General features: G+C 46.3%; 23 protein-coding genes, 1 tRNA gene and 1 riboswitch. Of the genes, 8 read left to right on the forward strand and 16 right to left on the reverse strand.

Annotated features, from left to right (window positions below; translation table 11 throughout):
* Window positions 1–179: 179 nt before the first annotated feature.
* The 3 genes from HF638_RS01605 to HF638_RS01615 all read left to right on the forward strand — a co-directional run bounded on the left by HF638_RS01605 (window position 180) and on the right by HF638_RS01615 (window position 4,308).
* Window positions 180–1,940 carry a DEAD/DEAH box helicase gene (locus tag HF638_RS01605; RefSeq protein ID WP_169478589.1) on the forward strand — a complete coding sequence of 587 codons (1,761 nt, stop codon included), beginning with the start codon at window positions 180–182 and terminating at the stop codon, window positions 1,938–1,940.
* 3 nt (window positions 1,941–1,943) lie between these two features.
* Window positions 1,944–3,137 (forward strand): YqhG family protein, encoded by a 1,194-nt coding sequence (locus tag HF638_RS01610; RefSeq protein ID WP_248277994.1) that lies wholly within the window; start codon window positions 1,944–1,946, stop codon window positions 3,135–3,137.
* A gap of 214 nt (window positions 3,138–3,351) precedes the next feature.
* The gene (locus HF638_RS01615) at window positions 3,352–4,308 is read left to right on the forward strand and encodes a hypothetical protein (protein WP_169478590.1); all 957 of its coding nucleotides are present in this window, start codon (window positions 3,352–3,354) and stop codon (window positions 4,306–4,308) included.
* Between the two features lie 100 nt (window positions 4,309–4,408).
* Here the strand turns inward: HF638_RS01615 and HF638_RS01620 are convergent, their stop codons facing one another.
* Window positions 4,409–4,627, reverse strand: coding sequence for a YqzE family protein (locus tag HF638_RS01620; RefSeq protein WP_169478591.1), 219 nt, complete (start codon window positions 4,625–4,627; stop codon window positions 4,409–4,411).
* Between the two features lie 195 nt (window positions 4,628–4,822).
* On the opposite strand from HF638_RS01620, the gene HF638_RS01625 reads away from it, so the two are divergent.
* Window positions 4,823–5,608, forward strand: a complete 786-nt coding sequence (locus HF638_RS01625; RefSeq protein WP_169478592.1) for an N-acetylmuramoyl-L-alanine amidase family protein — start codon at window positions 4,823–4,825, stop codon at window positions 5,606–5,608.
* Here the strand turns inward: HF638_RS01625 and HF638_RS01630 are convergent.
* Complete coding sequence (locus tag HF638_RS01630; RefSeq protein WP_169478593.1) at window positions 5,583–6,422, reverse strand: divergent polysaccharide deacetylase family protein; 840 nt, start codon at window positions 6,420–6,422, stop codon at window positions 5,583–5,585. The two genes, HF638_RS01625 and HF638_RS01630, sit on opposite strands and share 26 nt — an antisense overlap.
* Before the next feature lie 316 nt (window positions 6,423–6,738).
* Here HF638_RS01630 and xynC point away from each other — a divergent pair, with 316 nt between their 5' ends.
* Window positions 6,739–8,427: a glucuronoarabinoxylan endo-1,4-beta-xylanase XynC gene (gene xynC, locus HF638_RS01635; RefSeq protein ID WP_211175447.1), complete on the forward strand. Its 1,689-nt coding sequence runs from the start codon at window positions 6,739–6,741 to the stop codon at window positions 8,425–8,427.
* Window positions 8,428–8,509: 82 nt separating this feature from the next.
* Here the strand turns inward: xynC and HF638_RS01640 are convergent.
* Both HF638_RS01640 and pelA read right to left on the reverse strand, forming a co-directional pair.
* Window positions 8,510–8,593 (reverse strand) — tRNA-Leu (locus HF638_RS01640).
* A gap of 178 nt (window positions 8,594–8,771) precedes the next feature.
* The gene (pelA, locus tag HF638_RS01645; protein ID WP_211175448.1) at window positions 8,772–9,725 is read right to left on the reverse strand and encodes a pectate lyase; all 954 of its coding nucleotides are present in this window, start codon (window positions 9,723–9,725) and stop codon (window positions 8,772–8,774) included.
* Window positions 9,726–10,153: 428 nt separating this feature from the next.
* A riboswitch (cyclic di-AMP (ydaO/yuaA leader) is annotated at window positions 10,154–10,285 on the forward strand.
* Between the two features lie 5 nt (window positions 10,286–10,290).
* Between pelA and HF638_RS01650 the strand changes: the two genes are divergently transcribed.
* Entirely contained in the window at window positions 10,291–10,755 is a 465-nt protein-coding gene (locus tag HF638_RS01650; protein WP_124113963.1) for a C40 family peptidase, read from the forward strand.
* A 96-nt stretch (window positions 10,756–10,851) separates the two neighbouring features.
* Here HF638_RS01650 and HF638_RS01655 read toward each other — a convergent pair whose 3' ends face one another.
* The 4 genes from HF638_RS01655 to HF638_RS01670 all read right to left on the reverse strand — a co-directional run bounded on the left by HF638_RS01655 (window position 10,852) and on the right by HF638_RS01670 (window position 12,670).
* A complete protein-coding gene (locus HF638_RS01655; protein WP_017689352.1) occupies window positions 10,852–11,181 on the reverse strand; it encodes a carboxymuconolactone decarboxylase family protein in 330 nt (109 codons plus the stop codon).
* A gap of 142 nt (window positions 11,182–11,323) precedes the next feature.
* Entirely contained in the window at window positions 11,324–11,542 is a 219-nt protein-coding gene (locus HF638_RS01660) for a hypothetical protein (protein WP_169478596.1), read from the reverse strand.
* A gap of 119 nt (window positions 11,543–11,661) precedes the next feature.
* On the reverse strand, window positions 11,662–11,991 hold the full coding sequence (locus HF638_RS01665) for a hypothetical protein (protein WP_024629266.1): 330 nt from the start codon (window positions 11,989–11,991) through the stop codon (window positions 11,662–11,664).
* Between the two features lie 97 nt (window positions 11,992–12,088).
* On the reverse strand, window positions 12,089–12,670 hold the full coding sequence (locus tag HF638_RS01670) for a xanthine phosphoribosyltransferase (protein WP_062833667.1): 582 nt from the start codon (window positions 12,668–12,670) through the stop codon (window positions 12,089–12,091).
* A 204-nt stretch (window positions 12,671–12,874) separates the two neighbouring features.
* Here HF638_RS01670 and HF638_RS01675 point away from each other — a divergent pair, with 204 nt between their 5' ends.
* Complete coding sequence (locus HF638_RS01675) at window positions 12,875–13,930, forward strand: YkvI family membrane protein (RefSeq protein WP_169478597.1); 1,056 nt, start codon at window positions 12,875–12,877, stop codon at window positions 13,928–13,930.
* Between the two features lie 134 nt (window positions 13,931–14,064).
* Here HF638_RS01675 and HF638_RS01680 read toward each other — a convergent pair whose 3' ends face one another.
* From HF638_RS01680 to HF638_RS01705, 6 genes are all read right to left on the reverse strand, one after another.
* A complete protein-coding gene (locus HF638_RS01680; protein WP_169478598.1) occupies window positions 14,065–15,195 on the reverse strand; it encodes a glycosyltransferase in 1,131 nt (376 codons plus the stop codon).
* 307 nt (window positions 15,196–15,502) lie between these two features.
* Entirely contained in the window at window positions 15,503–16,051 is a 549-nt protein-coding gene (locus HF638_RS01685; protein ID WP_169478599.1) for a GNAT family N-acetyltransferase, read from the reverse strand.
* A gap of 106 nt (window positions 16,052–16,157) precedes the next feature.
* Window positions 16,158–17,198, reverse strand: a complete 1,041-nt coding sequence (locus tag HF638_RS01690) for a hypothetical protein (RefSeq protein WP_169478600.1) — start codon at window positions 17,196–17,198, stop codon at window positions 16,158–16,160.
* A gap of 97 nt (window positions 17,199–17,295) precedes the next feature.
* Window positions 17,296–18,099 (reverse strand): Cof-type HAD-IIB family hydrolase, encoded by an 804-nt coding sequence (locus tag HF638_RS01695; protein WP_169478601.1) that lies wholly within the window; start codon window positions 18,097–18,099, stop codon window positions 17,296–17,298.
* Between the two features lie 46 nt (window positions 18,100–18,145).
* Window positions 18,146–18,892: a pseudouridine synthase gene (locus tag HF638_RS01700; protein ID WP_169478602.1), complete on the reverse strand. Its 747-nt coding sequence runs from the start codon at window positions 18,890–18,892 to the stop codon at window positions 18,146–18,148.
* Window positions 18,889–20,586, reverse strand: a complete 1,698-nt coding sequence (locus HF638_RS01705) for an RsmB/NOP family class I SAM-dependent RNA methyltransferase (RefSeq protein WP_169478603.1) — start codon at window positions 20,584–20,586, stop codon at window positions 18,889–18,891. The genes HF638_RS01700 and HF638_RS01705 overlap by 4 nt, the downstream gene beginning before the upstream one ends.
* 221 nt (window positions 20,587–20,807) lie before the next feature.
* Between HF638_RS01705 and HF638_RS01710 the strand changes: the two genes are divergently transcribed.
* Entirely contained in the window at window positions 20,808–21,356 is a 549-nt protein-coding gene (locus tag HF638_RS01710) for a thioredoxin family protein (RefSeq protein WP_169478604.1), read from the forward strand.
* A gap of 130 nt (window positions 21,357–21,486) precedes the next feature.
* On the opposite strand, the gene HF638_RS01715 is transcribed toward HF638_RS01710, so the two are convergent.
* Window positions 21,487–21,969, reverse strand: coding sequence for a DUF309 domain-containing protein (locus HF638_RS01715; RefSeq protein WP_169478605.1), 483 nt, complete (start codon window positions 21,967–21,969; stop codon window positions 21,487–21,489).
* The gene (gene yjbM, locus HF638_RS01720; protein ID WP_169478606.1) at window positions 21,956–22,771 is read right to left on the reverse strand and encodes a GTP diphosphokinase; all 816 of its coding nucleotides are present in this window, start codon (window positions 22,769–22,771) and stop codon (window positions 21,956–21,958) included. Before yjbM ends, HF638_RS01715 begins: the two co-directional genes overlap by 14 nt.
* Between the last annotated feature and the right edge of the window lie 41 nt (window positions 22,772–22,812).

Raw genomic sequence — 22,812 nt, forward strand, 5'->3', positions numbered from 1 at the left:
CTCAGACAAGTTTCTTCACACACCCTCAAACTCACGCATACAAAATCTGTGAATTTTTTGGGACAGAAAAAACCTGGGGATAACAGCGATCGGAAGGTTGAGTTATGAACTGACTCTCATTCGTCCATACTATTACCTACGAATAAAACGTCATCACGTATGGCAGGGGAGGAAGCAACATGAACCGGAAAAACCCGCACCACACAAATCAACCTGTAGCCGAGCTGCCCGTTCCGCTGGAATTTGATCGGAGCTGGATCAATCAGTTGGAATCACGACTGGATAAAGGAGGTCCTTGGGGGGATTACCGACTCTTTCAACTCGGTATTCAAGCCGAAGAGACCAACCTGATTCCCAATTTTGACGAGATCCAATGTTTGAAGCATCTACAAGGCCTTACCCCACTCCCTCACCAGATGGACACTGCACGCAGAGTATTATTTGAAATGTCAGGCCGGGCCATTCTTGCCGATGAGGTAGGTCTGGGCAAAACCATTGAAGCCGGCCTCATTCTGAAAGAATATATGGTTCGGGGTCTCGTATCCAAGGTACTCATTCTCGTACCAGCCTCTCTTGTATTGCAATGGGTACGGGAGTTGAATTCGAAATTCGGAATCCCTGCCATTGCCCAGAAAAAGGCCTATTCCTGGCAGAATGAAGTGGTTGTTGCTTCCATGGATACAGCCAAACGTGATCCGCATAAAGATATGCTGCTGAATACCGATTACGACATGATTATTATTGATGAGGCTCATAAGCTCAAAAACAAGAAAACAACCAACTATCAATTCATGCTGAAATTGCGCAAAAAGTATTGTCTGCTGCTCACAGCTACACCTGTGCAGAACGATATGAGTGAGTTGTTCAATCTGATCAACCTGCTGAAGCCGGGTCAACTAGGTCGTCAGGGTGATTTTGCAGCCAACTTTGTCGTTGACAAACGGGTTCCGAAAAATCAGGAGCAGCTTAAGAACGAGTTATCCAAAGTCATGATTCGTAACCGCCGCGGCGAAGGCCCCGTCCAATTTACCAAACGGAACGTCTCCAATGTGAATCTGCAACTGTCGCCCGAAGAACAGGCGCTATATGATGGCGTGACTTCCTTTGTTAAAGACCAGTACCAGGAAGCCGGCGGCAACTTGAGCAGCATGCTTTCCCTTGTTACATTACAGCGGGAAGTGTGCAGCAGTCGGGATGCTGTATTCGTAACACTGGTTAATCTGTCGAAGAAACTTCCGCTGGACTCTCCCCTTCGGGACAAGATTTGGGAACTCGTTGCCCATATTAAAGCGATCAAGGAGAATACCAAAGCGGAGAAAACGATGGAACTGGTTCGGAACATGAATGAAAAAGTAATTATCTTCACTGAATACCGGGCCACGCAGGAGTATCTGCTGAACTATTTCCGCAACAACGGGCTTACGGCTGTCCCCTATCGGGGTGGCATGAATCGGGGCAAAAAAGACTGGATGATGGACCTCTTCCGCGGGCGTGTGCAGGCCATGATTGCAACCGAAGCGGGTGGTGAAGGCATTAATCTGCAATTTTGCCATCATATGATCAACTTCGATCTGCCTTGGAACCCCATGCGGGTAGAGCAGCGAATCGGTCGGGTGCATCGGCTGGGACAGCAGAATGACGTGAACATTTTCAACCTGTCCACAACCGGAACCATCGAGGAACATATTTTGAATCTGCTGCATGAGAAGATCAATATGTTCGAGATGGTGATCGGCGGGCTGGATGTCATTCTGGAACGGCTGGAGAAGAAGGAGTCTATTGAGAAAAGTTTGTACAAAATCATGCTTGAATCACAAAACGAAGAAGATATTCGCCGCAAAGTGGATTCACTTGGGCAATCGCTGAGCTCCATTCAGCGTGAAGTCGCGGATGAGGGCCCTACTGTGTCCGGGTTGGATCTTCGCAAAGGAGGTAGCTAATCCATGACCATGTCCCCCCATGAAGTGCAGGCTTATGTTCTCACCTATCTGGAATCACTGGATTGTCAGATTATGGAGCGTTCCCCTGCCCATGTGACGGTCAAACTCTCGCCTGAGGCGGACAAAGCGTTGACGAACCGCCCCTATTATTGGGGGTTTGTGGAGCGAACCGGAGCACCAGCTGAGACCATGTCTTTCACATTTATATTCGATCCCGACAGCTATCAGCAGGCCATTGAAGCAGCAGAAGCCAAAGCAGCGCAATCATCACCTCCGGTTGTACCTGACCCTGCGGGAACGAATGGCGTAACCAACGGGAACACTCCAGGTGAGCCACCGAAGGATACCATTCTGGGGCGTTACTTCGGCATCACGCCATCTCTGCCCCAGCTGGGGCCAGGACGTATATTGCGTGAAGATGTGGTGTACGGCAGTCGCAGACTACAACAGATTTTCGGCGCAGCCCGTGAAGGCGGTGCCTTCGTGAATCTGTTCGAACAGGCAGCCAAACGGCAATTGCGCGCTACAGCGCCAGCCGTATATGAGCCTTGGCTCGGTGTCTGTTTCAAGGTGGAATTCGCCTGTGACTTGAAACGGGAGGAACTGCATTTTCTCGGCATCTCCCTTCGCTCAGGTGAAATTATAGAGAAATTCGGCACCAAGCTGAATCGACGTGACCTCAGTCCGAGGCTTGCAGAGAACATGCATGTGCAGACAGCTAAAGTTTCGTTATCCGATGCCGGAGCTGCTTTGGAAACTCATTTGACGAACCGCTTGCAAAAACTCGATTACAGCTGGGCAGAGAAAGCCCAAGAGCGACTTGATCTGGAGCTGGATGTGTTGGACACATACTATGAAGCGGTACTCCGGGAAGATATGCCTGAAGTAGAGTTAACGGATAACTTAACCTCCGGCACGGAGACTGGTCATTCTGATCGCACGACACCTGTACCAATGAGACCCGTTATTGGAATAACTCACGCTGAACCCATTGGAGCAGATGTAGAACTTGCGGCAGAGGCCGCAGTACAGATCGACACCGAGACAGATACCGAAGAAGAGAAAGCGAAACAGGCGGTTATCGATCGTGAAGCCATGAAACTGCAATATGAGACCCGCCGATCCGAGATGATCTGGCAATATGAACCCAAAGTGAAAGTGACTGCAATTAGTAGCGGCATGTTTCACTTAAGATAGACGAAAGATAGACGAAGACACTACTTTTCCTGCAAATGCTGGCAAAAGTAGTGTTTATTTATGATCAGACGCCCGACAGGTTGCAGCAACCTTTGCATAGCCTGTCCCCTAGAATGAAATTAGGACCACTCAGGCAATGGATAATGGAAAAGAAGGTGTTAACTTGAAACGATTCTTTCATATGAGATGGAACAGCGTTCGGAGAACAACTTGTATGACCTTGGGCGTACTCGGTTGTGTTGCCCTTTTCTCCTTTTGGTCGATTGCAAATGCTGAACAACAAAAAAACACCTCACTCGTGCTCGCATCATCAACAGGGGACAGTCCCGAACATCTTGCCTTTGAGAATGACAAATTAGCTCCCGCTGCTGTACAACGGTTTGCAGAGCAACAAGCTGTTGCACTGGGTACGGCTAACGCCGAAGCACATTGGAAGAACGCCGAACTGGACTTCTACCCTCTGGGTCCGGGTACACATAGCTGGCTCGTGCATGCTGAGTTTGAAGGCAAACCGATCGGATATATGATTATTACCACCACAGAACAGGGACAGCTGCTGCTTAGTGAATATGGTCAAGGAGAATCCTCACCGTACAACAATGAACTTCTTGGACAAGTCTTGGATCGACAACATGTCAACCTTGAGATGTTACTTGCTAGCGGAGGAGAGCTTCATCTTCGTTATGCTCTTCCCCTGCTGGCTTATTGGAAAGTCGAACAACTGAATCATCCCGCACTTTATATTGATGCTACGAACGGAGATGTATTACCGTCAGAGTTCCTGAATCGGCTGGAGACTGACTTCAAACAGGTCTCTGCCAGCATAACTAATTTATCCACAACTTCATCTTTAGCAGTCGATCCACTTCATCTGAGACCTGTATTCGATCCGGATGACAACTTGTTGTGGATTACATCCAAGCCTGTTGCTACGGACCGTGTACAAGATATGATACAGCATGAAAAGAATCAAGAGATTGTTTTCTCAGCGGATAAACATAATGTCATGTACGGCGGTCCTTTGCCTATTAGCGGTTATCAGGTATGGCATAGAGATCAGGATTTAGAGTCCATTCCGTATGTAGCAATTGGCGGCAATACGTCCATTCAACGCTTTGTGCCTTTGAGCACATTGCAACAAGATGGTCATTTTTACATCGTGGAGCCTTGATTATAAACTCTTAAGACACAACAAATAAGACGCCTTCCCATATTTCAAAGGGACTGCGTCTTTCTTTTGGTTTACATCAGCGAAATCAGGTTAGCGGTAGTCACCCTTTGCCCGAAGAACTTCGTTTATGAGACTGTGACTCCAACGCTTTTTCCTTTTTCCCCACCCACAGGGATACAGCAAACGGAATCATACCGAACCATTTCATTGCCCACGGCTCTTTCTTTTTGGCGCGACCTTTCCGCTCATCCTTGGGTGTATCGATATAATGAACAACACGCTGCGTAATGTATTTTACCAACTCATCACTTTTGGCCATAACCTCTGCCTCCTCCGCTCCTGCTCAATCACGGAGCTTACGATAGTTCTATTGTGTGCAGGATGTGCAATGGTTAAACATTTTTTTGTTGAAAGGAGTATGAAAACCCTCAGAATGCACAGTCTAATGCCAAAGGTATCCATACAGTCATTAATCTGCATCTGATACCTATTTCATGAAGGAGTGTGTATTCCCATGTATAAGCTGCTGACCGCTTCGGTGGCGTTGCTAATCAGCTTCCATTGCCTTCCCATCCTGCTCGATGTCGCTTATGGACAAGCAGCCTATCTTGATTCTCCCGTATCTCAAAGTTCAGCTCAGTCCACTCCGTCCCAGAATAGTCCATCCATGCTACCGGTGACCGATGGAGATGCTTATCGTTCCAGCCATCATGCCTTTGCAGCACCGGTTATCCTGCTCGACGTAGGCCATGGAGGAATTGACGGTGGTACGTCAGCCCAAGGTGTGCTGGAAAAAGATATTAACCTCGCCATTAGCCAAAAGGTGTATCTCCTGCTTCGCAGCAAAGGTTATGCCGTTATCATCAACCGACTTGGGGATTATGCACTTAGTGATGAGAACCGCTGGCTGAACAGCCGCTCCCGTCATACTAGGGATCTTGCCCAACGTAAGAGCCTCAGCGAAGAAGTGAGTACAGATATCGTGGTCAGCATTCATGCAAACTGGAGTCCCAGAGCATCTGCACACGGACCGGTGGTGCTGCACCAGAAAGAAGGCAGAAGTTACTTGCTAGCCCAATCCATTCAGAACGCCATGAACGAATTGTATCGGACTGGGCATGGGGTAGTATGGGGCAAGCCCTTTTATTTATTGAATTACGTGAAGCAACCTGCCGTCATCGTCGAAACTGGATTTTTGAGTAATGCGGCAGATCGAGCCAGAATGAGTGATCCCGCTGAGCAAAAACGAATTGCCCAATCCATTGCCAATGGCATTATTTATTACCTGTCGGTAGTGTAGGGGCAGCATGCCAGTTCCACACTTCGCGCACCAGATCACCAATACCTACAAACTCAACCTGACCCTTAAGACGGGAGACTGATTCTCGAACCACAGCAGATGTGTTTAACCCCGTATGGCCAACATGACCAATGACAACACAACGATCCTTGTCGATTGCATGCTGAGCTGCCAGATCCATTTGCTTGCGAATGTGCTGCTTGGAGTTTTGATCATCCAGAAAAACGTCATTCCCTACAGGTGGCATATTTTTGGATATCGCAAGTTCCCCCACCACGGAGCGAAAATTTGTACGGCTGTCTACAAAAAAGAGGCCCCTCTCCTTGCAAACGTCGAGCACAATTGACATGATGCGTTTGTCGGAAGTGATTTTAGAACCCATATGATTGTTCATGCCAATGGCGTGGGGTACATCATCAATCGCTTTCTCCACGCGTTCCCGTACTTCTTCATCCGTTAGATTGGATGTGATTGCACCCGGGCCCAGCCACTCAGGTCTTCCTTTCTTGGGTTCCATGGGCATGTGCACGATCACATCCATTCCCTTTTCATGTGCAGCTATCGCATCTTTCTTCGTTGTTGGCAAAAAAGGCATCACCGCTACCGTCAGTTTAACTGGTATCGCCAGGATCTCTGCTGTTCCCTTCATGTCATTACCGACGTCATCAATAATAATCGCCATCCGTTTATGATTCGATGGGGACTCAGAAGCTGCGGCTGCAGACCCTCCTGCCGAAACACCAACGTAGATCACAACCAAAAATGTCATGCAAATGGCCAAAAATCGATAATGCTTTCTCTTTTCCTTCATCATGATTCCCTCCCCGTAGATCTGTGTTCTCATTGTTTGATAATGAAGGGAGTTATATGTAAGCCAAAGCCTTCCTTAAATATCAACATGCCTCCGTTGGATAACTCCACTTCTTATGTGCATCAAAATAGATATTATTTAGAAAAAACACTGTAATTTGTCAGGTTTTCAGTTTAGGAATAATTTAGTAGAATCAACAAATGAAAGAAGCTACAGTGCTGTATATCTTTCCTATGATTTATGGAAGGAGGTTTTGAAAGGGTTTACATAAATTAAATACCAGACCATCAGCTATTCTACTATTGGTTATTAGAGGAGGATGAAAGTAGTGAAATTCAAATTAAAAAAGACGATTAACGTTTTTTTGGCCTGCTTAACAGCTCTGCCCCTCATGCTTAGTCCTACACAAGTTTCGGCAGCAAGTGATGCCACCATTAATTTATCTTCTGAAAAACAGCTCATTCGCGGTTTTGGTGGTATCAACCATCCGGCATGGATCGGTGACTTGACTGCCGCGCAACGAGAAACTGCTTTTGGCAATGATCAGAACCAGTTAGGCTTTTCTGTACTCAGAATCTACGTCGATCCAGACCGAAATAACTGGTCTCGTGAGGTTGCCACAGCCAAACGTGCTATTGAAAAGGGTGCTATCGTATTTGCATCCCCATGGAATCCTCCGAGCGACATGGTTGAAACCTTTAACCGCAATGGAGATACCAATGCCAAACGCCTAAAATACGACAAGTATACTGCATATGCACAGCATCTTAATGACTTTGTAACCTACATGAAAAATAACGGCGTGGACCTGTATGCCATTTCGGTACAAAATGAGCCGGACTACGCACATGACTGGACCTGGTGGACACCTCAGGAAATCCTTCGTTTTATGAAAGAGAATGCAGGCTCCATTCAAGGTACAAAAGTGATGGCACCCGAGTCCTTCCAGTATCTCAAAAACATATCTGACCCAATTCTGAATGACCCGCAGGCGCTCGCTAATATGGACATTCTGGGGGCACACACATACGGGACACAGATCAAAGATTTCGCATATCCACTCTTCAAGCAAAAAGGAGCCGGTAAAGAACTCTGGATGACTGAAGTCTATTATCCGAATAGCGATAGTAACTCCTCAGACCGCTGGCCCGAAGCGCTTGACGTTTCCTATCACATGCACAGCGCTATGGTCGAAGGGGATTTCCAGGCTTATGTATGGTGGTACATCCGCAGACAGTATGGTCCGATGAAAGAGGACGGAACGATTAGCAAACGCGGTTATAATATGGCTCACTTCTCCAAATTTGTACGTCCAGGCTATCTTAGAGTAGATGCCACCAAGAACCCGGATACGAACACATTTGTTTCTGCCTACAAGGGGGATAACAAAGTTGTCATTGTGGCGATTAACCGAAGCACTTCTGCAACGAGTCAGAAATTTGTTTTGCAAAACGGTAATGCTTCCACAGTATCCTCATGGGTAACCGATAGTAGTCGTAATCTGGCAAGCGGAGCACCAATTACGTTGTCCAATGCAGCCTTTACTGCACAGCTCCCTGCTCAAAGTGTGACCACGTTTGTTGCTAATATTACGGGCAGTGGTGGTGGCAATACAGGTAGTGGCACGACGTATGAAGCAGAGACAGGAACAACTCTCTCCGATGCTGCAATTGAGACGATCTATCCTGGCTACACAGGATCAGGGTATGTTAATTTTAATGCTCTGACGAACTCGGGCATTCAATGGAATAACATCAACAATGCGACAAGCGGCACCAAGAACGTAAAGTTTCGTTATGCGTTGGAAAGTGGCACCCGTAACCTTGATGTTTTCGTGAATGGGACCAAAGTGATCAGCAATACCCCATTTTCTGCAACGGGAAGCTGGTCCACCTGGGGTGAAAAAACAATTCAAGTACCCATGAACTCGGGAACCAATACCATTAAAGTAGTCACGACCGGTACTGAAGGTCCGAATATCGATAGTATCCAGGTGTCCGCTCAGTAACTCATTTGACGATACAAGTTGTTTATGTACAAACAAAAAGGTTCCTCGAAGGCGTTAGCCTAACGAGGAACCTTTTTTTCGATGCGGTCGAGAGGACTCGAACCTCCACGGGGGTTAGCCCACACGGACCTGAACCGTGCGCGTCTGCCAATTCCGCCACGACCGCATAATATGTATCTCCGTGATATGCATCTCGGCGACAAGAAATAATATATCATGTGCAATCTATCGTGTCAACACTGAAAATAATAACAGTAAAGCCCGAACCAGACGTCCATGTCTGGTTCGGGCTTTACTTATCGTTACTAGGGATTAACTCTATGAAACCTGAGGCTTATTACGAATTACAGCTTGGAAGGCCAGTTGCCATACCATGCATAACCGCCTCTTCTTTCTTTATCAATATCACTTAATTTGTATCTAACTACCCCGTCACGACCAATAAAGATCGGTTTATCCGTTCCCACTTCATAGAAGCGAGCCCAGATCGGTGCAGCTTTGGAATCAGCGATAATTTTACTGTCTCCGTTTGCTCTTTCATACTTGTAGCCCGTAATTTTCACTTTGTTAAACCAAGCCTCAGCTGCTTTAATGGATGCTGTAATTTTAGCGTTAGCAGGTCTGGTTTTGAGGAATTTAACAATCGTTACACTCTCTCCAGCCGTCAACGAGGGTACTTCATAGATTCTTGCGCTTGCCGGTTTAAGGGAACTGGAATCATGTTGTTGTCCCCATACTGTCAGTTTACCGCCTGCAACGACCTGTGTATTCAGAATCGCATCCACACCTTTGGCAACTGAATTTTTACTACGGTTAGCAAGTGTGCTGTCGATAAACGAGAAGTCACCTTTGCGGGTTGCTACTTCATCCAGCATAATCATTACATTAATCATCGCATCATCATTGTAAGTGATGTGTTTGTGATATCCCGAGCTTTGGTAGACTTGTGGCCATCCGCCGTTTGAATACTGCATGTTGATCAAAAAGTTAATTCCTTTGATTGCAGCTGTGGAATAACGCGGATCATTGGTCTTTTTGAATTCCTTCGCCAATCTTCTAATTTCTGAGTATGTAGCCTTGTTGTCAATGGTGGACTTCGCCCATTCTCCACTTGTTTGTTTATAGTCTTTTCTCCAACCTCCATCTGGCCGCTGGTTCTTCAGAATATCAGAAATACTTGCTGTCGTACCTGTTGCATCAGCAGCTGACACCGTTGTTACAGGAAGAACCGCCATTCCAACTGCTGAGAAGACCATCGTGCATGCCAGAATAAAAGTAACTATTTTTTTTGCTTTCAAAGATAACACTCTCCTATGTTTGTTTTTATAAATCTCCCACTTCTACCTTACTTATGATACTAGTCCCTTAACCTCCTTTATTTGAATTTATAACACAATAAAATCAATTTTCATCCAATATGTGGATCGGATAAGAAGATAATATGCAAAAAATCGATTTTTGTCAATATATGCAACTTAATGAATATAATCTCTTAAATTGAACATTACGGAATAGTTCTTTTAACTCATGACAAACCTATTTATTTGTCCAAAATCGTCTTAAGCGAATCAATAATGACGTTTTTGTCATGAATGATACCCAAACTTGATCCCTGCTTTCATATAAAAACCGTAATTCCGCTAACATTGAGGTATTACGAAGGGGTTTAAATGGGTTTGACAATTACGCATTTATGCAATATAGTTTCAAATAGTTACAAAAACTTAATTATTCATTGCCGAGTTTCATGTTTGAAAACGGGGGAACCATTTTGGGTGAATTATTCTTATACATAGGAAATATAGGGAACCTTCTACCGAACCCTTAGCTAACTCCGTAGGCATCGAAGGGAGAACATTGATTTTGAAAAAACTGATTATCTCCATTTTTGGAGCAGCTGTACTATTTACATCCGGGGCTACAAGCACAGAGGCAAGCAGTATCAACTCCGTAGTGAACAACATGACAGGTATACCTTACAAGTGGGGTGGCACGACTGTAGCCGGCTTCGACTGTTCCGGGTTTATGAGATATCTTTTCAACAAATACAGCATTGAATTGCCACGTACTTCGCAGCAGCAAGCCAAAGCAGGTACTCCGGTATCCAAAAGTAACATTCGCACAGGTGATCTGGTGTTCTTCAATACGATGGGCAAAGGCATTTCACATACAGGTGTATATATTGGCGGCGGACAATTCGCACATGCCTCCAGTAGTAAAGGCGTAAGCATTACTAAGTTATCGAATCCATACTTCAATGATCGTTACGTGACCGCACGTCGGGTAACTGGACAGTTTATGTACGATAAAATGTTGGGTAAAATGTAGGTATGATATAGAAAGAGGAGGCTCCGGATCACCCGGAACCTCCTCTTTTGTTTGTCTAGACATTTATGGACTAATACTACTACCCTTTACCTAGACTTAATGCAATGCCTTTTGCACTCGCATCGCGCCCTGAGACAGGGCATGTCCGCCTCCAACAGCTCCGGCGACGGCAACGGTCTCCATGATCTCCTGATCTGTAGCGCCCTTGGCACGGGCTTCTTCTACATGGTAGAAGGTACATACCTCATTGTTGGCGAACAATCCAATGCCGAGCGCAATCAGCTGTTTTGTCTTCGCATCAATCACGCCAGGCTGAAAACATTCTCCAGTAAACTCATGATACGACTTCACCACTCCTGGCAGCACATCGCTTAATGCTCCAATCTGATCCTTGTAGGCATGAACTTTATCATTCATCAATGTCATGGCTTGTAGCACACCCTCTCGGCTATAGTTACAGATTATCCTCACTGTACCTATCTTCTCTCCCGAGTGAGCCAATTATGCCAAGAAATCATGGTAATTCCAAACAATTAAACGTTCATGGCTCTGCCGTGACTATAAGTGGTTACTCACTAAGTGCACTCTGGCGCGGCTCGCTGAACAGCTGATATCGGTAACCTCGATCCAGCTTAACGACACGTCGATTCTGACGACGGATAAGGACCTGCTCGCCATCCCAGGCAACCACAATCCCCGTTACATCGTTTGATTCCAGTTCGTCCCGTACTACTCTTACTTTCTCACCTGACAGACGCAGGGCGTCCAATTCTGTATCACTAATCATGTTCATGGCTCCTATATTCCAAATTTATTTACAAAAAGAGACCTAAATGAAATGTCATTTAGGTCTCACGTGACTGTATTGGACTGTCATGTCATTCGAAATTATGTCCCGACTGAGAGTTACCGCTGCGCGTGCTCTTTGCTGTCGTTCTTCTCGAACCAAAAATCAAGCACTTTGGCGGACATCACACGTTCTTCAAGGTACTCCACTTGATGCGGTGTAAATTGTTCTTTCCAAGAGAAGGACAACTCTTCGCACAAGCCTACAATCGTCAGTAATTCTGACCAGGCAACATAGCGTTTGTACCAGAAAAATTGAGGATGTTCAATCATATAGGGATAAAGGTCATCGAATTCCGTATGTTTACAATCCAGGGCACGTTCAAAATGAACTTTCGATTCCGCCAGCTTATCAATAAAAAATTGTTCTGTTGCCGGTTGGTTCCCCATGGTGTTGCCTCCTCTCCCTAACATAACCCCATTATAAATGAAATCCGCGGTCATGCAAAGGCATAGTTCAAAAAATAGGCCCTATTCCTTTAAAATGTCACATTTCGTTATCGTCAAATTGTACTGTTCCATCGTTCAGGGAACGAATACGTACCAAGGCTTCCACCGGAATACCCTGTTCACGAATCGTGCGTGCCCCTGCCTGAAAACTTTTCTCGACCACAACGCCGAATCCGACGAGTTCCGCCCCGGAACGCTCAATAATCTTAATGACTCCACGAGCGGCATCTCCATTGGCGATGATATCATCAATGAACAGAATACGGTCATTCTCATGAATGAACTCGCGGGATACCATAATGTCTGTTACGATTCCTTTGGTAAAGGACGGTACACGTTCACAGTAGGCATCAGGATCAGCCAGAAGCGTTTTTTTGCGACGGGCGAATACAAGCGGCACCCCAAGTTCATGAGCTGCGGCAAAAGCAACGGGAATCCCTGAGGATTCTACCGTAATTACCCGAGTTACTCCACTTTCACGAAACCGTGCAGCAAACTCCCGTCCCATCTCCATCGTCAATGCAGGATCAATCTGGTGGTTCAACAGACCATCCAGCTTCAATACCTGATCCGAGATGACAACACCTTCTTGTAAAATTCGTTGTTTTAATACTTCCATGATTTGACCTCCCAAGCCTATCCTATGAGGTAAAAGTATCATATATCTATCTATAAGTTCAAGCGAAATTGCCCGAGGGCTGTCCTTAAGATGTAATTCCGGCCAGAGCTTGCTATCGATTGTCATGTCTTTCGTGGGTCAAGCATACCTTGTACCATGGTACCCGCATGTCCAAACTATACAGGGGCCTGAGAGGGGAAACACATGAAACAGGCATTTCGGGTGCTGCAGATCGCATTTACATACATCGGAACGGTTGTCGGAGCCGGCTTCGCCACAGGGCAGGAAATATTGCAGTTTTTTACCCAGTATGGCAAATGGGCCACCATCACCATAGGCTTATCCACCATGCTCTTTGTCTGGTTAGGTACCAAAATGATGCTGATTGCTCACGATACCGGTTCCCGCTCTTATGAGGATCTGAACAAACATTTATTCGGCCACAAGGCAGGCAAATGGATCACCTGGGTGACCCTTCTCATTCTTATTGGCGTGAACAGTGTTATGCTCGCCGGAGCAGGTTCCGTTTTTGTCGAACATCTGGGTTTACATTATCAGACGGGTCTGATTGTCACACTTGTAGGGACTTATCTGCTTCTTGGTCGGGGCATTCAGGCCATCCTTCAAATGAATAGCATCGTAGTGCCCATGATGCTCCTGTTATCCCTGCTCATGATTACCAGCACACTCCATCATCCAGGTGCTTCCCGATTCATCACACTGACGACAGACTCAAACCCCATTCAGGTGTGGTTGTCTCCACTGCTGTACACTTCATTCAATCTCGTGTTGGCTCAAGCCGTTCTTGTGCCTGTAGGTAACCAGATCCGCAGTCGCAGTGTGCTGAAGTGGGGCGGCGTGCTGGGAGGCATTGGCGTAGGCTTCATGCTGATGGCAGCTCACTTTGCCATGTCAGCACAGATGCCCGGTATCATCCAATTCGAGATCCCGATGGGCAGCATTGCTTTTCAACTTGGATGGGCAGTGCAATCTGTATATGTATCCCTTATTTTCATGGAAATATTCAGTACTTTTGTAGCCGATATCTATGGAATGACCTTACAACTCAGACAACATATACGCGTGCATCCCCGTTTCATTACATTAACCATTATGCTGTTGTGTTACTCACTCAGTCAGTTTGGATTCAGTTCTCTGCTATCCATTCTGTACCCTATCTTCGGAAGTATGGCACTAATCTGGGCTGCCAAATTGGTGCTCAACCGCTGGGGCGCCTTTCGTGGACGCAACAATACATAAACTTTACGGTTATGTATTTCATGAATATGAGCATCATTTGGTTCATGACCATAAGTCATCGCGCTTATTATTTTCCTTAAACATGACAAACAGCCGCTGTTTAGCACAGCGGCTTGCACTTTTTGCTCTCCGTTTTAAGCTTGGCTAGGGAACTGTAGGTACATCTTTTTCAGCTCATTCACCGATCTGCCGAGCGAGTAATGTGTTTTGGCTTTTTCACACGCCGAACGTGCAAGTTCATAACGGTAAGCCGGGTCCAGCATCACTTTTTCAAGAGCTTCAGCCAGCGCAGAAGGATCTTCTGCCGGTACAAGCAACCCGTTGCTACCGTTCTCAATCTGTTCCGGTATACCCCCTACATCCGTACCCACAAGGGCAAGACAACTCAGTGCCGCTTCAGCAAAGACGGAACCAAATGCTTCTGCCCGTGAAGGAAGTACAAAAATATCAAAGAATGGCATGAATTCCTCAGGGTGCAGTGTATAACCATAGAAGATGGTCTCATTATAGATTCCTAACCGCTGCGCCAATTCTTCCAGATCAGGACGAATCGGTCCGTCTCCAATAATGTGTAACACATAATCATGACCTCGGCCCTTCAGTTCCGCGCAGGCTTTGAAAAGAATATCCAGTCCTTTTGCCGGAACAAGCCGACATACCGTGACCAGCTGTGGTATGGCATTATCATGTGGAATTGGCTTAAACCGCTTCTCATCGAATCCATTGGGGATCACACCGATGACATCCGATTCCTTCACATAGGGAGCCAGATAACGACGGAACGAATCCGACACCGTCAAGAGGCGCTCTGCCTGGTGCTCCAGCTCACCATATATCGCAAGCAGGAATCGATGTTCTGGTCCATCCGTTTCAATACGTCCATTAAGAATTAATTCTCGTTCATAACTGGAGTGAATCGTCTGAATGAGGGGTGTATCCGGGAAAACCGTTTTCATCGCGAGTCCTGCAATCGGGTGGTGGGCATGGATCAGATCATAGGGCTTCTGAATGCGCAGTTTGGTCCACCATAGATAATCACGATAGGTTTGAATATATTTCTGGACAACAGGACTATCCTGATATTCGGTCCAATCAAATGTTTGGAACTGAACTTCCTCTCTGCCCTTGTTGCGAATTCGTTTCGGCAACGAGAACAGATCCATTTCCCACCTCGGGGTTGTAAACCTCTCCTGCATATACGGAATCATAGAGGATACACCTCCGGGCTGCTCCGGAGGAAAGAAAAGCGCCTGCAGCAATTTCACCGTTAGTTTCCCCCTTTCTAGCTTACGTTCTTTCAATGCATCTACATCCATAATATATCAGAACATATGTTCAGTAAAGATCTAAAATGAGAATCCCTCTCAATTGGACTATCCTCTATCCAATGCTCATCCCTTTATTTTGTCTGGGTACTACTCTATTCTCCATTATGACATAGGGAAGCCGGAACATCCAAGTCGTATATACAACATATTCACGAACAGTGCCCCTCAGAAGTAAAAGCCGCGATCTCTCCGTCAATCTCACGGTTGTCTGCAACGTAATCATCGGATAACCATAGCCAGCATTTTACCTTAACATCTCTACTGGCTTCTCATATGTGCTGAAACCATCGGTCTCCCCCAAAAAAGTATAACCGTTCCGCGCATAAAAGGCGTTCAACGTCGTGTTGCTCGCTCCGCAGTCCAAGCGGACCGTATGTTTGCCTTCAAACTGTATGCCGCTACTGGACCATTGCAATATCGATCGCCCCAGACCGCTCTGAGCATATTTTCTTCGAATTGCCAGCCGATGCAGATAGATTGCGCCATCCTCCGTGTGAGCTTTTGAACCCCAGAGTTGAACATCCCACGGGCTTGGCTGAACCATAAGGATGACCATGCCCGCTACGTCCGCACCTTTTTTGAAAACAAACACATCCCCACGCCGAATTGCCCCTGCCGTATCATGTGAATCTTCTCCTTTAAGCAAGCCGTTCCACTGAGTAGACCCTTGGCTCTGTAGCCATTCAGCCGTCTCCACCAGCAGCGAGATCACATCCTCCGTATCTTCTGGCTTCGCCTGAACAGCATGAAAACCATCGTTAATATATTCGCTACTAATCCTGAATGAGTGCATGATTGTTCTCCTCCGCTTCCTGATCTCTATTAAACTAATGGTACTATAACGGGAAATGAATTTTTCGTCAAAATGAAAACAAAAAAAGGTAAAAGGCGACTGCCTTTTACCCATCTATTCTGGCTTCATCAATAATCTGATTTCGATATAACATCGTAAGATGTAGCGTATCAAACTCCATTTCCTTGTCCAACTCCTGCATCAGTACTTCGACCAGGCTCTTTCGCTGCACACTGGTTCCGGGAACCTCGTAATCGATGTATCCCGTCAGATCAGAATGAGAAGTGTCTATGGTTGCTGTTCCCACAGGCAATCCACCACGCTCCTGAAGAAACAGCTCATATACCCGGAACTCCCGATCCTTACGTTTCAGCATGACATAACATGCTTCTTCGGCAGCTTCCAACTCATTCAGGTCCGATTCATTCGTATCCTCAAACTCCTCGGAGAAATCGCGATGTATCCACTCTAACGCCTCGAGTTCGTTGCCCTGATGCCACATGCGGATCGTAATCGTATCGATGATATCCTCATCCAGTTCTCTGACCAGCAACTCTGCCGCGGCTTCCAATTGATTCTCTTCAGGCTCGTCATACCAGTGTATTTCACCTTGCGCATCAGCACCATATTGTTTTAAGGAAGCTTCCGCAAGTTCCTGCCCATCCACATCATTGAATATATACGTTGATATGCTACGTCCGGCACTTACCATTTCCATTTCCAGAACATGATCCCGATCTTCATATGTAAACGATTCGGCTTGTGAACCAGGGATTACCTTAACTTCACTGCTGTCTATATCGTCATAACGTTCCTCGTCATGAACCATGTCTTCGGATGACCATGCGGTCTCTGACTCAGGCTTGTGCAGAACCGAATGTAGTGAACCACAACTGACCAGCACTTCATAATATGCAGCTTCCAACGCATCTGCAAGAGAACGGACATAGGCATGCACTTTTTCCACGATACGTTCTTCTGTATCATCTGGCAGAGACTCCTGCTCGATCTGAAGACTACCAGATAAGCGATCTCCTTCTCTATATACAAGGAACAGTGAGCCTGCATATTGACCATTGACCATCACATCCTGCACTTCTCCACCTGATGTACGCAGGTCAGTAACCAATTCCACATCATGTTTCATTACCTGTCCTCCTCCATTCCTAACGTTATTCTCTTAGGATACCCCTGAGGACGGTAGATTATGAGGGAAGCGTGCATTTCAAATATAAGATGTAAGGTTAGACGGACAACACATATTTTTGGATTGCGTGTGCCACACCCTGTTCGTTATTGGAGAGTGTCACCTCGTCCGCAGCAGCTTTCACCTCATCCGGTGAGTTATCCATAGCGATGCCTTTACCAGCAAAAGTCAGCATCGTAATATCATTGAAGTAGTTGCCAATCGCCATGATCTCCGAAGGCAAGATTCCCTTGGATTCGGCAAGCCGTTTGAGCGCAGCGCCTTTGGACGCTTCAGGATGCATCAGATCAATAAAAAAGTCACCACTCCGCGTCATATAATAAGGCAGATTCCAGGTAGACCACTCTTGCAGTACCGCATCCATCTGTTCAATCGGACCAAATGCAGTGAATTTGGCCAGTGGCTCTGTCATGTCAACCCACTTGGGTAGCTTCAGTGGCTCCGCCAAAAAGTTGTAGTACATCTCACGCACCTGCAACCCCAAACCTTCCGGTTGATCCACATACAGACCAAAAGCCGTATTGATATCAAAATGCACGCCATTAGTCCGGCAGTAATCGATGATCGGTTCCAGTCCTTGTCCATCTAATGCAAAATGATGAACCACCTCACGGGTATCCACTTGTGCCGTTACAGCACCATTATGTGTAATCACATATCCATCCAGTCCCATCTGCTCCATAAAAGGAATCGTGTTCGCAGGACCTCTGCCTGAACACAGAACGATCTCTGCTCCCTGACGGGAAGCACGGATCAAGGTCTCCTGAGTCCATTCGGTAAATTCATGATGATCATTCAGTAGTGTTCCATCTACATCAAGCGCAATTAATTTATAGGTCATTTCAGCTTCATCCTCATTTCTGTAGTAATCGCACCCAATCAAACCCTTACTTCCGCAGAAGGCTCAACTCATCTACGGTTAGTTCACGATAGCTTCCGATCGCAAGATCCGAAGCCAGTTCCAGATCACCCATGGCTACCCGTTTCAGATAGATCACTCGCTTGCCTACTGCCTGAAACATACGCTTCACCTGATGAAACTTTCCTTCGTGAATAATGAGTGAGATCGACGAGATCGTGCCTTCTTCTGTTTCTTCCTGACCGAGTATAGTCAGTTCAGCAGGTAGTGTCTCGTATCCGTCATCCAGCTGTATCCCAGCTTTGAAACGTAGTACATCATCCTCATCTACGTTACCCAGTACACGAGCTTCATAGGTTTTAGGCACATGCTTGCGTGGAGATAACAGATCATGGGCAAGGGGACCATCATTCGTGAGAATGAGTAGTCCTTCCGTATCCTTATCCAGTCGTCCCACAGGAAACGGATTGAAGACCCGTTCCTCTTTGCGCAGTAGATCCAGCACGGTCTTATCTCTGTTATCCTCGGTAGCAGACACGACACCTGGAGGTTTATGCAGCATCAGATAGATCATCTCCCGATACACAATCCGCTCCCCATCCGCTTCAATGACGTTAACCTCCGGATTCACCTGTACACCGCTGTCTTTTACTGCTTTGCCGTCCACATGGATTCTGCCTTGCTTCACCATCTTTTTAAGTTCACTCCGTGTTCCCACACCCATATGACTCAATATCTTATCTAAACGAAGCGTTTGTTTCCCTTTTCCACTCATATCGATGTCCACCTCCAGCCTGCCGGATATTCATTCTTCAGCACACCATCCAGCCATTTTCCCCAGCCAGCAGCATAACCATCTACACATACAAGAACATACCCTTTGGCAACTATATCTGCCTTGAGCACCACTCGTTCTTCTTCAATATTCAACGTTTCACCCTTAAGGTACCTCACGGCTTCGCCAGCAGCGGATGACAGATTCACACTTCGCCGTGCCTCGGATGCATTCAGAGCACACGCAAGCGGGTGGGACGGAACAAATCGGCCATTCTTGATCGTGCCCATAAACCAACCTGGACGAATGACTTTCAGTCCCTCCAACCGAGTCGCACCAACCGAGGATTGATACACACGGTCTCCGTAACATACCGTTTCTCCGACGAGCTCAACCTCCAGTTGTTCTTTCATAAACTGAGTGTAGATTGCAACCGGGTCAATACTCGCCTGATCGACTCCGCGTCCCTGCCCCCGTTCCGCTTTACGTCCACCGTAATCTTTACCTTTTTTGCCCTGTCTGCCCGAATTCTTGCCACCACCAGCCTGTCTGTCATGGGACTCTCGGGATTCGATTCGCAACAAACGTTCCTTTTTACGATCAGCCTTGGTCATAGCAATTGAAGAAGCAGCAATAGAGTGATCCTTGTTCCCCTCTACTTCAATCCTGGACACATCCACGACCTGTCCATACTCCATTGCTCCTTCTTTAACTACTCCAGATTGATCTGTTTCCAATCCTTGCCCTGCACGATGCTGCAATACAGCGACGTAATGCCCCTCTCCTTCCAAAAGGTGAGGCCACAATCTTGCGGTGCCACGCGTTTGATCCAGTACAGCTTCCGTCTCTTCTGCCTTCTCTGGCATCATCTGACGTACCCATTCCGGACGTCCTGGAGCAAATCCTGTCTCTTCAGGAATGTCCATGACAATGAAATCACGGTTTACATTCAGGAACTCGGCAATCATCGCTTCATTTTCCTCCGGCGCAAAAGTACATGTTGAATATACAATCGTGCCTCCAGGGGCCAGCAGCCGTGCCGCAGTCTCCAGAATATCCCGCTGCATGAGTACACATTTTTCCACCGAATGATGTTCCCACGATTTCACCATGTGCTCATCTTTACGGAACATACCTTCACCTGAACAAGGCGCATCAATTAATACTTTGTCAAAATAATGAGGAAATGCATTTGCGATCCGCTCGGGCGACTCATTCAACACAACGGCATTCCGCACCCCGTACAATTCCACGTTCTTGGCCAGCGCTTTCGTGCGTTCAGCATGAATATCGTTCGTGACAAGTACACCCTTGCCTTGCAGCTTTGCAGCAATCTGTGTCGTTTTTCCACCCGGAGCAGCACACAGATCAAGCACGCGATCTCCAGGTTCCACCTGCAATAATTCAACTGGAGCCATAGCACTTGGTTCCTGTATATAGTACAGACCTGCATGATAATAAGGGTGCAGACCCGGTTTAACACCATGAGGTACATAAAACCCTGTCTCACACCACGGAATAGATCTTAGATCAAACGGAGCAATCTCATCGAATTGTTCCATTGATATTTTCAACGTATTCACTCTCAGCCCCGCATGTGGAGACTGATCATAAGATTTCATGAATTGTTCAAACTCATCGCCCAGCAAACTTTTCATTCGCTCGGCGAATATTAAAGGTAGCTTTACACCCATATTCCCACTCATCCTGTCTTGGTAAGATTGCATTATCATTTTATTTTATCATATCCAAGCTTTGCTTTCCTATCATATCGTATCTATTCCACTACAGCGTGTAATGTAGTATAATGGCAAGTAGATTGATTCCTGAGCAAAAATTCGGGTGTTTATGCATATTATCCCAACCTCAATTTTTGCCAAAACTATATTTCGATATGATCGATGGGGGATGTCCAATGAAATCCAAGAAGAAAAAGAAAAGTGCTGCGATCCTGATTTTCCTGGGTATTTTAATTATTATGATTGCAGCACTGGTTGTCGTAGACCAGCAATCCAAGAAACAGATGGATTCGGTGGAAAATGCTTATGGCATCGCTGCTTCCAAGCTCAATCCAGCTACACGGGAGCTGCTTAATGATTCAAACTATCAACAAATTATTGTACCAACTGATCTCAAAGCCAAAATTGATAACAAAGATAGCTTCTTTGTGTATTTCTTCGCTTCCGACTGCTCTCACTGCCGTGCCACAACTCCTCAGTTGATGCCACTGGTTGACAGTGAAGGTATCGAACTTCCGCAATTCAACCTGCGTGAATTCGAAGCGGGATGGACCGATTACAACATCGAGTTCACGCCTACGCTCGTCTATTATGAGGCTGGTGTCGAGAAGGACCGTATGGTTGGCGGACTGCAAGAGAATGGCAGTGACCAAGGCTATACGCTAGATGATTACAAACAATTCTTCCAAAAATATAAAGGCAATGCCACTCCTTCGGCAAGCTAACGGATAGAAATATGATGCAACATTCAAAAACACCCCGACCTTTCCCTTTACAGGAATCGTCGGGGTGTTTCATATACATGGAACTTCATATCCATGGGATGCTCATTTGAATACTATCACTGATAACGTTTCAACTCTTACCCTGATCCATCGCCTTCATCTTCTCTTCGTATATTCGTCCTCTAGTCGGACTCCGGCGTTGCGGAATATTAGGCTTCAGTTCAAGCGATCTCCTAAGTATCTCCTGTTCCAGTGCCTCATCAACAATACGTATGGACAAATCCCTGTAAGTCACAGACTGAGCGTCGGGTTCAGACAGTTGCTTCACGATTCCCTCTACTTCCTGTACTAACATCCCAAGGTCAATGCCCAGAGTCGTATCTGGATAAGGTTCCAGAAGATCAACTGAACTCTGTAACATCATGAAGCCTCCGCGTAGATTGCCATTCCTGAAGTGGTACAGACCAACAGCAATCTGCAACAATCCCTTATAGAGAGAATCCCGGTCCCGCTCAAGCCACAATTCTTCCAGCACCTCATGGCACTCGAAATAATCCTGATCCCGATTGAAGTAGATTAAGTAGTCAATGTACAGTGGCTCATAGCTGCTCATCCGGATTTTCGCCCTTTCTGGCGTTGTTCAGAAGTTCTTTCACATCATCCAGCAAGTCTTTGAGTCCTTCCATATCATGTCGTTCCCAGTAATCGTTAAAGCGCTTCTGTGCTTCAATCGCTTCACTGACAAGATGGTAGAAGTACAGTTGATGAATGATATTCAATGTTCTTGACACGATATTCGAATCATCTTCAAAGGCCTTCTGTGCCTCCAGAATTTGCAGACGAATCGCAGACATCTCATTATCCAGTATAAACGCGGCCTCAGCCGTTTTTTTCAGCCTGGTTCTCATCTCATCAGGTAACCCTTCCCGAAACTTGTAACTCAACGAATGTTCAATAGTAGCCCAGAAGTTCATGGCAAGCGTCCGGATCTGTATCTCGGCCAATACTTTCTTTTGTCCCAGAGCCGTCTGAACGGGATACTCAATAATCATATGGAAGCTGCGATAGCCGCTCTCTTTGAAATTCGTAATGTAATCTTTCTCAATGAGTACCGTGAGGTCCTTACGACCTCGAATATACTCGGCAACCCGCCGGATATCATCCACGAACTGGCACATAATGCGGATACCTGCAATATCCTCAATGCCTGTTTCCACGTCATCAAGCGACACATTCAGTCGTCTGGATTTCTCCAGAATACTGGATATTTTTTTGACACGACCGGTAACGAATTCAATCGGGGCATACTCTTCCCGTTTCTTCAGTTCCGCCCGCATTGTCTTAAACTTGACTTTCAATTCCTCTACCGCTTGTTCATAAGGAAGTAAAAATGTACCCCAGTCTCTACCGTCCATGCTTATGCCTCCTGTCTCTATAGCGTCCCCTGTTCTATTCC

Source organism: Paenibacillus sp. SZ31 (genome assembly GCF_012912005.1).
Taxonomy (GTDB): domain Bacteria; phylum Bacillota; class Bacilli; order Paenibacillales; family Paenibacillaceae; genus Paenibacillus.